General features: G+C 65.2%; 8 protein-coding genes. 4 read left to right on the top strand and 4 right to left on the bottom strand.

Going from position 1 to position 11,379, the window contains the following annotated elements; translation table 11 throughout:
- The first annotated feature begins 61 nt into the window (after positions 1 to 61).
- The 3 genes from ACR2JA_RS11785 to ACR2JA_RS11775 all read left to right on the top strand — a co-directional run bounded on the left by ACR2JA_RS11785 (position 62) and on the right by ACR2JA_RS11775 (position 1,591).
- Positions 62 to 430, top strand: coding sequence for a hypothetical protein (locus ACR2JA_RS11785; protein ID WP_434009272.1), 369 nt, complete (start codon positions 62 to 64; stop codon positions 428 to 430).
- A 46-nt stretch (positions 431 to 476) separates the two neighbouring features.
- Positions 477 to 749, top strand: a complete 273-nt coding sequence (locus ACR2JA_RS11780) for a hypothetical protein (protein WP_434009271.1) — start codon at positions 477 to 479, stop codon at positions 747 to 749.
- Positions 750 to 820: 71 nt separating this feature from the next.
- On the top strand, positions 821 to 1,591 hold the full coding sequence (locus tag ACR2JA_RS11775; protein ID WP_434009270.1) for a sulfotransferase family protein: 771 nt from the start codon (positions 821 to 823) through the stop codon (positions 1,589 to 1,591).
- Here the strand turns inward: ACR2JA_RS11775 and ACR2JA_RS11770 are convergent, their stop codons facing one another.
- Positions 1,592 to 2,650 carry a glycosyltransferase family 61 protein gene (locus tag ACR2JA_RS11770; RefSeq protein ID WP_434009269.1) on the bottom strand — a complete coding sequence of 353 codons (1,059 nt, stop codon included), beginning with the start codon at positions 2,648 to 2,650 and terminating at the stop codon, positions 1,592 to 1,594.
- A gap of 5 nt (positions 2,651 to 2,655) precedes the next feature.
- Positions 2,656 to 3,897 carry a sulfatase gene (locus ACR2JA_RS11765; RefSeq protein WP_434009268.1) on the bottom strand — a complete coding sequence of 414 codons (1,242 nt, stop codon included), beginning with the start codon at positions 3,895 to 3,897 and terminating at the stop codon, positions 2,656 to 2,658.
- A 206-nt stretch (positions 3,898 to 4,103) separates the two neighbouring features.
- Between ACR2JA_RS11765 and ACR2JA_RS11760 the strand changes: the two genes are divergently transcribed.
- Positions 4,104 to 5,324, top strand: a complete 1,221-nt coding sequence (locus ACR2JA_RS11760; RefSeq protein WP_434009267.1) for a glycosyltransferase — start codon at positions 4,104 to 4,106, stop codon at positions 5,322 to 5,324.
- A 53-nt stretch (positions 5,325 to 5,377) separates the two neighbouring features.
- Here the strand turns inward: ACR2JA_RS11760 and ACR2JA_RS11755 are convergent, their stop codons facing one another.
- Together ACR2JA_RS11755 and cysC are read right to left on the bottom strand one after the other, a co-directional pair.
- A complete protein-coding gene (locus tag ACR2JA_RS11755) occupies positions 5,378 to 9,805 on the bottom strand; it encodes a beta strand repeat-containing protein (protein WP_434009266.1) in 4,428 nt (1,475 codons plus the stop codon).
- Positions 9,806 to 9,925: 120 nt separating this feature from the next.
- Positions 9,926 to 11,379: adenylyl-sulfate kinase (gene cysC / locus ACR2JA_RS11750; protein ID WP_434009265.1), on the bottom strand; the 1,454-nt coding region annotated here is incomplete at its 5' end.

Genomic DNA, 11,379 nt, shown 5'->3' with positions numbered 1-11,379 from the left:
CTTGTAGATTTTTGCGGGCAATATATTGCCCAAAGTGGTGGATTGGGTTTATGCTCCGTCCATGCATTTCCGAACCCGCCGAAACGTCATCCAGCTGATCCGCACCACCTACGACGCCGAGAAGAAGCGTGGGGTGAACGCGGTGGTGGGCACGGTACCGTTGGGCCAACCCGAATTGCCGGCCGAACTGCAGCAACAGATGACGCCGCAGGAGGTGGAGGCCTTTGGCGCCTGGGTGCAGACCCAGTGGCACATGCGGCAGCTGCGTCACGAACTGGCCGCCTTGAGCCTGCCCGAAACGCTGGCACTGGCGTCGGCCTGGTTTGAACAGAACGCCGAGACGACCAGCGCACGTTCGGTGGCAGAAGAGATTGCCCAGCAGATGCAGGCGCTGCGGCGCGTGCTCAAAAACAAGGGCTTGCTGGAATAAGCCGGCCCGGCCCGTTTTTTCACTTTTCACCCCCAAGGAGTTTTTCATGATCAAAGCTGCCGATATCCTCGCCGCCCTCAAGACCAGCAACCCCGCCCTGCTCAAGGGGCTGCCCGACCAACGCGCACTGCGCCTGATCCGTCACACGCTGCAGAGCGTGGGCGATGCCGTGGAAAAGGGTGGAGAAGAGCCCGTGCGGGTGATGGGCCTGGGTGTGTTCCGCCAGGTGACGGGCAAGAAGATGGTGGACGGCCAGGCTGTGGAAACGCAGCGCACGGTGTTCCGCCGCCTGAAGGCCAAGGCGCCGGCCAAGGCCTGAGCATCCGCCTGCCCGACCCACGACCTACCCGGCCAGCCTGACCGTTTGACAGCGGTGGCTGGCTTTTTGCCATGAAGCGCATGTCCTCCAAGCCCTTTTTCATCCTGGGTTGTGTCCGATCGGGCACGACCATGCTGCGCAAGTTTCTGAACCTGCACCCCAACCTGGTGAGCCCGGAGGAGACGCAGTTCTTTCGCATGGCAGAGCCTTTCGGCACGCCGGGTTATCGGCACTTCCTGCTCAACAACCCGGTGATCAAGAAGCACCGGGAAATGGATGGCGTGACGGAAGAGGAATTCCTGCTGGTGCTCAACGAGTCGCGCTCGCGCATGGACCTGTACCAGCGTTACATGACGCTCTTCATGGCCCGCCGCAAGCCGGGCGCCACGCGCTGGTTCGACAAGTCGCCCCAGAACGTGTACGGCGCGCCCATGGTGATGGCCTCACCCGGGGTGAAGCTGGTGCACATCTACCGCGATCCGGTGGATGTGGTGGCCAGCTTGCGCATTGGCAAGGTGATGAAGGTGGAAAGCCTGCTGGGGGCGGCCAACTACTGGAACGAAGCGGCCGAGATCATGACCACCATGAAGCGTGCGTATCCGGCACGGGTGCTGGAAGTGAAGTACGAAGACTTCATCGCCAAGCCACTGGACCACCTGCAACAGGTGACCGAGTTTGTGGGCGAAAAGTTTGACGCGGCGTGGTTCAAGGAAGCGGTGACCCGCGAGACCAGCCACCGCGACGAGGGTGTGCTCAGCGAAGCGGAAATCGCCAAGGTGGAGCGCCTGTGTCTGGTGGGCCGCAAGCGCTACGGCTACGCCAGCGCAGAAGCGGGCATCTGATCAGTCGGCCAGCAGCTGCTCCAGCCCGTCGAGGTCGATGCTCAGGTCGGAATGGATGCCTTTGTGCGGCTGCAGGGCGGTGAAGTAGCCGGCTGAATACGGCAAGCCGGCGTGGTGGGCGATGTCCCAGAAGTACGACGAGGGCATGGACGCCGGTGCGAGGTTCACGACCGGCACGCCGGGCTGACAGAACACGGTGTTGGTCAAGGCCGCACCGGAAATGCCCACCACGGCCTCTGCGGCGCTGAAGTGCCGGATCTGGTCGTGCAGGGAGAGCTTTCCACAGCTCAGCGGGGTGTAGCCCCTTGACCGCAGCACGCGCTCGACAGCGTCGTGATTGACCGCGCGGCGTGTCGTGGCGTCTTCGCGCGTGACGAACAGGCGCGTCGGCCAGCGTTTGAACGTCTGCCGCCAGCCCAATGGGGGCAGCGATTGCCGAAGCTGACGCAGGCAGTCGAAACTGCGAGGGGCGTGGACGAGGGGATGCCGGTTCCACAGGTCCATGAAATAGAGCTGACGCACGCGCAGGTGTTCATCGCCCATGGTCAGCAGGTGCTGCTCGCGGATACCGAACGACCGCAGCGCATCAAACAGGGGTGCAGGCATGTCCTTGTGCACCGCCATGCGGATACCTGGGTGGTTCTGGTGGAACCAGATCATGCGCGGCAGGATGTCGGTGAGGCAGTGTCCGTAGTTCCTGACGCCGTAGCGCAGTGCGTAGAACACAGGCTCTTCGATCACGCGCGCATCGCCGGGCGCTTCCTGTGCGATCTGCGGCCGCAGCCGATCCACTGGAGCCCCTTCCAGGTTTTCGCGGAGCATGCGCCCGTCGAGGGTGATCACGCCCTTGCCGCGCACGTCGGCGTCGAGCAGGAGGTAGAGCGACTGCTCGGATAGCTGTGCCTGCAGCTGGGTGTAGTGGATGTCGTTCTGATCACGGGCGGCGCGGTCGCAGTACCAGAGCCGACGCGGCGGCTGGCGCGTGTATTGCACGGCGGGCAGCGTCTGCAACCGGCTGACCCGATGGGACAGCCCTGGGTCCTGGATCGAGATGGGCACGTCGGTCACACCGGGGCGGGCATCAGCGAACCCAGTTGCAGCTTGACATCGCGCCATCGGGGATCGGCCGCGAGGTTGCTCAACTGGTCGCCATCGGTCAGGCGGTCGTACAGCTCCTCGGTGCCATCGTCGTAGCGGATGTAACACCACCGGCCCTGGCGGATGGCGTGGTGGTTGCGCAGGTAGGTGGTGAGCACCGGGTGGTCCCACGGCATGCCGGGGTTGTCCATCAGCGGCAGCAGGCTGTGACCGTGGAGTTCGGCTGGGCGGGGCACCCCGCACAGTTGCGACAGGGTGGGGAACATGTCGACCAGCGACACATCCCGATCGATGCGGGCACCTGCCCTGCCCGGGCGGCGTATGAGGAAGGGCACGCGCGCACTTTCCTCCCACAGCGACTGCTTGTGCCAGTGGAACTTCTCGCCCAGATGGAATCCGTTGTCGCTCCAGAGCACGACGATGGTGTTGTCGGCATGCCGGCTGCGGTCCAGGGCCGCGAGGATCTTGCCGATCTGGGCGTCCACAAAGGAGATGCTGGCAAGGTAGCCGCGAACGGCAGACCGCCAGAGGTTCTGCCCCGTGATGCAGGCGTGCTGGTTCTGGAAGTACGCAATGTCGCGTGCGATCTTCGGCAGGTCGCTCCAGTCGTCGGCAGGCGGTTGCGGAATCCACAGATTCGCTTCGTCGTACAGATCGAAGTACCGCTTGGGCACGTACCAGGGCACGTGGGTGCGGATGTAGCCGAGGGCCAGAAAAAACGGTGCTGCACGAGGGGCGTCCAGAAACGTCTGACCCGCAGCGGTAATCTGCACGTCGGCGGTGACTTCGTCGGCCACGTCCAGGGCAGCCCAGTCAAAGATACCGGCTGCCGGCAGGACCGGATACCCGGAACACTGGACGTTGGTCACCGGGAAGACCGGCGGCAATGGATTCTCGAACGACGTGAAGCTGTGGTAGACCTTGCCCATCACCAGCGTCTCGTACCCGTTGCGCTCAAAGTGGCGCGGCAGGTCGGGCAAGGCCCTCGGGATCTGCGTCCTCGAGTGGTCGAAGATGCCGGTCCGGTAGGGATAGAGGCCGGTCAGGGCGCTGGCCCGGGACGGTCCGCACAGGGGTGCGTTGCAGTAGGCGCGCTGAAACGAGGACGATGCCGCAGCCAAGCGGTCCAGGTTGGGGGTGATGGCCTGCGGGTGACCACCCAGGTAGCCCACCCAGTCGTTGAGGTCATCGATCGCGAGGAACAGCACATTGGGCGCACCGGGCGGCGCCGTTCCACCACTGCTGCCCCCACCGCCACACCCTGCTGCCAAAGCGGCAGCCCCCATCATCCATTGGCGACGGTTGAGTGCTGCACTGCGCGACGATGAGGGCATGGCTGGGGATCATACGTGGGGCGTACATGGCTGAAGCTATGCTCTCTCGTTCCTGGATACCGCCTCTCCCCGGTCGACACATGCGCATCCTCCTGATCCACCAAAACTTCCCTGGTCAGTTCAAGCAGCTGGGCACCCACCTGACCACCCGGCGCGATGTGCAGGTGCTGGGCCTTGGCGTGACGGAAAACGTGCGGGCCAAGACGCAGATACCGGGTCTGCAGGTGGTGACCTATGCGCAGCGCCCCCCGGTGCCCGACAGCAAGACGCACCACTACCTGCGCGAATACGAAACCGCGGTGCGCCGCGGGCAGGACGTGGCGCGCCTGTGCATGGGGCTGCGGCAGAAAGGCTTTGTGCCCGACCTGGTGGTGGCCCACCCGGCCTGGGGCGAATCGCTGTTCGTCAAGGATGTGTTCCCCGACGCACGGCTGGTGAACTACTTCGAATACTTCTACCAGGCGCGGGGCGGTGACGTGGGTTTTGACCCCGAGTTCCCGCCCACGGACGACGACCTGCTGCGCCTGCGCATCAAGAACAGCGTGAACCTGCAGGCGCTGGCCTCTTGCGATCTGGGCATCTCGCCGACGCAGTGGCAGCGCTCGCGCTATCCGCAGCGCTCGGGTACCCCCATCGAGGTGATTCACGAAGGCTTTGACATGGGTGTGTACGCACGCCGGGAGGACGCGGCCTTTGTGTTGCCCGATGGCCGCCGGCTGACCCGCGACCAGAAGGTGTTGACCTTCGTGGCCCGCCAGCTGGAACCCTACCGCGGCTTCCACACGTTCATGCGGGCGCTGCCGCGCATCCTGGCGCTGGACCCGGCCCTGCAGGTGGTCATCGTCGGGGGCGACAAGGTGAGTTATGGCGCGATGCCCAAACCGCCGTTCAAGAGCTGGCGCGAGGTCATGCAGGCGGAGGTGCCGGTGACCGACCCGGCACGGGTGCATTTCGTGGGCAGCCAGCCGTACGCGGCCTTCCTGGACCTGCTGCAGGTGTCTTCCGTGCACCTGTACCTGACCTACCCGTTCGTGCTGTCGTGGTCGTTGCTGGAGGCCCTGGCCAGCGGTTGCGCGGTGCTGGGTTCCGACACGGCGCCCGTGGCTGAGTTCATCCGACACGAAGACAACGGCCTGCTGTTCCCGTTTTTCGACCAGGACGCGATGGTGGACGGCGTGCACCGGCTGCTGACCGAGGACACCCAGCCCATGCGCCAGCGTGCGGCACAGGGCGTGGCCAACACGCTGGACTTTCGCCGGCACATCCTGCCCAGGCTGCAGCAGGTGCTGGGCCTGCCCTGAAAAAAAGCCGGTCTCGCGAGACCGGCTTTTTTCATTCGACGCATGCGACGAACTCAGAGGCTGAAGTCGTAGCTGTTGAGCGTGATGGTGCCGGTCAGCTCGATGGCCAGATCGGCCACCGCATCGCCATCCACATCGCCATAGACGAAGGTGCTGCCACCCGACTGCGCGTAACGCAACTCACCCGCCGTCCCGCTGAACGTGGCCAGGCCGATGAAGCTGAAGGCGTCGTAGGTCGTGGCGTTGGTGGTGTTGGCGTCGATGTTGTAGAGGTACAGCGTGTCACGCCCGGCAAGACCCGAGCTGTAGCTGACGAAGTCGGTGATGACGTCGGCATTGCCCAGAGACGAATCGGCCACGGCATTGAAGTAGAAGTAGTCGTAGCTGTCGCCCCCCGACAGGGTGTCGCGACCGAGCCCGCCGGTGATGCTGTCGTAACCGCCGCCGCCGCTGATCGTGTTGTTGCGCTCGTTGCCCACCAGCTCGTTGTTCAAGGCGTTGCCATTGAGCACCGTGGCGGTGCCGGTCAGGTTGGCGTATTCCACCCCGACCCAAAGGGCGCTCACGTTGACGGAAGAGAAGACCCTGTCGTACCCGTACACCGCGGCCGTCTCGACGATCTGGTCGCCCAGGTTGTCGACGTAATAGACGTCGTTGCTGTAGCCACCGGCCATGGTGTCGGCGCCAAAACCGCCGACCAGCGTGTCGGCGCCGTTGGAGCCGACCAGGCTGTCGGCCGCGGCACCGCCGTCCAGGTAGAGTGAGCTGGAGGTCGTGGTCGTGGTGCTGAGCCAGCCCAGGGTGTCGCCGCCCGCTCCCGTGAGCACACGCTCCACATCGATCAGGGTGTCGTTGCCGTGTCCCGCTGACACCCCCGTGCCTGCGGACAGATCGACCACCACGACGCCCCCCAGCATGGAGTAGTCCACGGTGTCGGTCCCATACCCGCCATTGAAGGTGTCGTTGCCCGCCGCGCTGACCAGCAGATCGTCACCGTCGCCGCCGGAGACGCTGTCGTCGCCCGCACCGCCGAACAGCGTGTCGTTGGCGTAACCGCCGCTGAGCGTGTCGTTGCCGGCACCACCATCGAGCACGTTGGCGTAAGAGTCGCCGGTCAGGCTGTCGTTGAAGGACGTGCCGATGGCGTTTTCGATGTACTGCAGAGCGTCGATGTCGCCGTTGGCCGAGGTGGCCGTGGAGCTGCCGTAGGAGCTGACGGTGGCGGTCACGCCCGCGGTCTCGCCAGCGAACGAGACCCAGTCGCCCGCGTCGTTGCTGTACTCACCGCCCACCAGGGTGTCGTTGCCGGCGCCGCCGATGAGGGTGTCGCTGCCCAGCCCACCGACCAGCGAGTCGTTGCCGGCCCGGCCGTTGAGCAGGTTGGCGTCCGCATTGCCGCGCAAGGTGTTGTTGAGCGCGTTGCCGCCCAGGTCCATGGCACCCAGACCGGTGAGCGTGGCGTTTTCCACCTCGGCGTACAGGTTGGCAATGCCGATGGCGGTCAGCACCGTGTCGACGCCCTCGCCGGCCAGTTCCACCACTTTGTCGCCCGCGACATCGACCACGTAGGTGTCGTCCCCGGCCCCGCCCGACAGGGAGTCCACCCCGGCCCCGCCGTCGATGGAGTCGTTGAGCAGGCCGCCCGCCAGGGTGTCGTTGCCCAGGCCGCCCAGCAGCGTGTCCGCCGCGTCGCTGCCGGTCACGTTGTCCGCGAACTTCGTTCCAATGAAAACCTCGAAGCCGGTCAGGGTGTCGGTGCCGCTGTCGGCACTGCTCAGGGTGCCCGACGCGATGCCTCCCACGACCCCCGCCGTGGTGTTGCCGGAGTAGTCGGCGGTGTCCACACCCACACCGCCGGACAGCAGGTCGTCACCTTTGCCGCCGATCAGGGTGTCGTTGCCGGATCCGCCCGACAAGGTGTCGTTGCCCAGGCCGCCGTCGAAGACGTTGTGGAGGTTCGATGAATAACCGGCGTCCGTGATGCTGTCGTTGAAGCGGGTGCCGACGACGTTCTCGATGCCCTGGACGGTGTCGGTGCCCTCCCCCGTGGCGTTGCCGCCGGTGTAGTTGACGTTGAGGTTGACGGTGATGGCGTTGCCCAGCGCAGACCAGTTCAGGGTGTCGATGTCATAGCCACCGTTGAGCGTGTCATTGCCGGCGCCACCGTAGAGCGTGTCGTTGCCGTAGCCGCCGTCCAGGCTGTCGTTGCCGTCCAGTCCGCGCAGGATGTTGGCCCCGGCGCTGCCGGTCAGGGTGTCGTTGAAAGCGCTGCCGCTGAGGTGCTCGAAGTTGATCAGGGTGTCGTTGCCCGCACCGCCCGTGGCCAGGCCGGTGGCGAGGCTGGCGCTGACGCCGGCCGCCGCCGCGCTGTAGGTCACGGTGTCCACGCCAAACCCGCCGTCCAGCGTGTCGTTCCCGCCCAGCCCCTGGATGACGTTGTTGCCGATGTTGCCGGTGATGCGGTTGTCCGCCGCATTGCCGGTGCCACCCAGGGCTTCGGAGCCGGTGAGCAACAAGGCTTCGACGTTGGCCAGACTGGCTTTGTTGAGGCTGTAGGTGACGTCGGCTTCGACACGATCGAAGCCTGCTCCAGCGGCCTCGGTGATCACCGTGTTGACCGCGTGCACGATATAGACGTCGTCACCCGCTCCGCCGTTGAGGGTGTCCAGTCCGGCACCGCCATCGAGGGTGTCGTTGCCGAGTCCGCCCAGGAGCAGGTCGTCGGACAGCAGGGTGCCCACGGTGACGAACTGGCTGGTGGACAGGGTGCTGCCCCCTGCATCGGCCAGCACCAGGCGGGCCTCGATCCGGTTGCTCTGGGCGCTGGAGAGGCCCGGGATGGTGACGGAATACTTCAGGCCGAAGGGCGTGGAGACCAGTTGGTCGGCGGTGAGCGTGGTGATCAAGGCGCCGTCGAGGTAAAGCTGGACGGCGTCGATCTGCGCCAGGTCCACACCCGATGCGATCAGGCCCGCGTCGAGCGTGTCGGGATTGTTGACCGCGATCGCAGAGTCGTTGGCGGTGAAGTCGTCGAGCAGGTCGAGGATGTCGTAGTAACTGGAGCCGACCGTGGTGCCGATGGCCAGCGAACGGATGGCGGCGTTGATCCCGGCCGGATCGCGGAGCGTGCTCAGCAGCGCGTCGTAGTTCTGCGCGTTGGGCGCCCCGTCCGACAGGAAGAAGACGTAGTTGTTGCCTTGCGGCGCCACGCCGAAGAACTCGATGGCGCGCTGCAGGCCCAGTTCGTAGGCGGTGCCGCCGAGTTCGTCGAGCGCGTAGGCCGCGTCCACCACATCCGGCGTTCCGTTGCCGTCGCTGTCCGAGTTGCCATCGCCGATGGCGGCGATGTAGGAGCTGCTCTCGAACGGGATCACCCCGATGTTGACGGCGTCTCCCAGGCCGGCGTCGTTGATCGACTGGACCAGCTGTGCGAACGAGGCCAGAACCGCGTCGAGCTGGGTGTTGGCGGAGCCGTCGCCGTTGAGGTCGCCCACGGTGGCGCCGGGGAAGGTGGAGGTCATGCTCCCGGAGACGTCCAGCACAAAAGCCAGGTTGAAGCGGGAGCTGGTCAGCGAGGCGTTGTTCACGTAGCCGGACACGGTCACCGACGGGGTGCCGGCGGCCACCGGCTCCACGATTTCGGGTGCGATCAGCGAAATGCTGATGTTGCGCACCGGGTCCACCGAGAGAGTGCGCGAGTCGTACGTGGTGACGTAGGCGGCCCCCGCATCGCCGACCAGGAAGTCGTCACCTGCGCCGCCGTTGAGGGTGTCGTTGCCATTGCCGCCCCGCAGCTCGTCGTTGCCCCCCAGTCCGGACAGCGAGTCGTTGTTCTGGCCACCGATGATGAGGTTGTCGAGCCCGTTGCCATTGCCGGTGAAGCTGGCGCCCTGGCGGTACACCAGGTCTTCCACCTGCGCCCCCAGGGTGTAGCTGGTGAGGCTGGTCTCGACGCGGTCGCGTCCACCACCCGCCGCCTCGACCACCTTGTCGGCGGCGTTGTCCACCACATAGGTGTCGTTGCCACTGCCGCCGACCATGGCGTCGGCTCCTGTCCCGCCATCGAGCTGGTCGTTGCCGTACGAACCGATCAGGGTGTCGGCGCCCCCGTAGCCGAAGAGGCGGTCATCGCCACCGAAGGCCTCGATCCGGTTGGCCTGGGCGTTGCCGCGCGACTCGTCGGCCGCTGGCAGCAGCCCGGCGAGATCGTTGTTCGTCAGCAGGGTGCTGAAGTCCGCAAACGCCAGCGACAGGTTCTGGACCTGGATCTGGCTGACCCCGGCGGAGAGGAAACTGACCTGGGAGACGGTACCCCCCACCACGTCGGTCCCCGAGAGCGTGAAGGTGCCGGTGAGCCTGAGGGTCTGGCCACCGAGCACATAGTCCACCGTCGTGGCGCTGGCGGTGAAGTCCCCCCAGGAGAAGTCTCCGAAGGGGAAAGCGTTGAAACCGAGTTGCGTGAGATACCGAACCAGTGCCATGTCGTGCTCCTCCATTGAAAGAACACGATGTTACAGATTCAGCATCTCCTCACGCCCAAAAGTTCCAGTGGCACCTTGTATCTGGCTCCAAAAGCAACCAAAAGGCCGCGTGCACACCGGTCAGATGGCCCCGCTCTGCTTCAGGTACTCCAGCACCAGATCGGCGGCCTGCTCGGGCGTGAGTTCGCCGGTGGGCAGCACCAGGTTGGCGTTCTCCGGCCGCTCGTAGGGCGAGTCGATGCCGGTGAAGTTCTTGAGTTCGCCGCGCCGCGCCTTCTTGTAGAGGCCCTTGACATCGCGCTCTTCGGCCAGGGCCAGTGGCGCATCGACAAAGATCTCGACGAACTCGCCCTCGGCCATCAGCGAGCGGGCGAGTTGCCGCTCGGCCCGGAAGGGCGAGATGAAGGCCGTGATCACGATCAGGCCGGCATCCACCATGAGGCGCGCCACTTCGCCAACGCGGCGGATGTTCTCCACCCGGTCCTCTTCGGTGAACCCCAGGTCTTTGTTCAGACCGTGGCGCACGTTGTCGCCATCGAGCAGGTAGGTGTGGCGCCCCAGCGCGAACAGCTTTTTCTCCACCAGGTTGGCGACGGTGGATTTGCCGGCACCGGACAGGCCGGTGAACCAGAGCACGCAGGGCTTCTGCCCCTTGATCTGGCTGCGGGCGTCCTTGTTCACGTCCACATGCTGCATGTGGATGTTCTGGCTGCGGCGCAACGCGAAATGGACCAGGCCAGCCCCGACCGTGTTGTTGGACAGGCGGTCGATCAGGATGAATCCGCCGGTGTCGCGGTCTTCGCTGTACGGGTCGAAGGCGATGGAACGGTCCAGGCTGATGTTGCACACGCCGATGGCGTTGAGATCGAGCTTCTTGGCCGCGATGTGCTCCATCGTGTTCACGTTGACCTGGTACTTGATCTCGGTGATGGTCGCGCTGACGGTCTTCGTGCCGATCTTGAGCAGGTAGGGGCGCCCGGGGAACAGCGGCTCTTCGTGCATCCAGACGATGGTGGTCTCGAACTGGTCGGCCACGCCGGCCGATGAGGTGGCCACAGAGATCACGTCGCCACGCGAGATGTCGATCTCGTCGGCCAGGGTCAGGGTGATGGATTGGCCGGCGACGGCCTGCTGGAGATCCCCGTCGAACGTGACGATGCGCGCCACCGTGCTTTCTTTGCCGGAGGGCTGCGTGCGGATGCGGTCACCGACCTTGACCACGCCGCCGGCGATGGTGCCGGAGAAGCCCCGGAAGTCGAGATTGGGGCGGTTGACCCACTGCACCGGCATGCGGAACGGGGTCTTTTGCTGCCGGGCTTCGTCGATTTCCACCGTCTCCAGGTAGCCCATGAGCGTGCTGCCGTGGAACCAGGGCATGCGGTCGCTGGGCTCGATGATGTTGTCGCCCTTGAAGGCGGACAGCGGGATGAAGGTGACGTCGGTCAGGCCGATCTGCTTGGCGAAGGCCTCGTAGTCTTCGACGATCTTGCGGAAGGTCTTTTCGCTGTACTCGACCAGGTCCATCTTGTTGATGGCGACCACGATGTGGCGGATGCCGATCAGCGAGGTGAGGT

Origin of the sequence: Hydrogenophaga sp., from assembly GCF_051007235.1 — a bacterium.
Lineage (GTDB): Bacteria > Pseudomonadota > Gammaproteobacteria > Burkholderiales > Burkholderiaceae_C > Hydrogenophaga.
Note: the sequence above shows the minus strand (reverse complement) of the source record. Positions and strands in the feature narration are given on the sequence as shown.

Bases quoted from the DNA above. Each gene is read 5' to 3' on its own strand.
- ACR2JA_RS11785 (WP_434009272.1), top strand. From the start codon at position 62: ATGCATTTCCGAACCCGCCGAAACGTCATCCAGCTGATCCGCACCACC.
- ACR2JA_RS11780 (WP_434009271.1), top strand. From the start codon at position 477: ATGATCAAAGCTGCCGATATCCTCGCCGCCCTCAAGACCAGCAACCCC.
- ACR2JA_RS11775 (WP_434009270.1), top strand. From the start codon at position 821: ATGAAGCGCATGTCCTCCAAGCCCTTTTTCATCCTGGGTTGTGTCCGA.
- ACR2JA_RS11760 (WP_434009267.1), top strand. From the start codon at position 4,104: ATGCGCATCCTCCTGATCCACCAAAACTTCCCTGGTCAGTTCAAGCAG.
- ACR2JA_RS11755 (WP_434009266.1), bottom strand. From the start codon at position 9,805: ATGGCACTGGTTCGGTATCTCACGCAACTCGGTTTCAACGCTTTCCCC.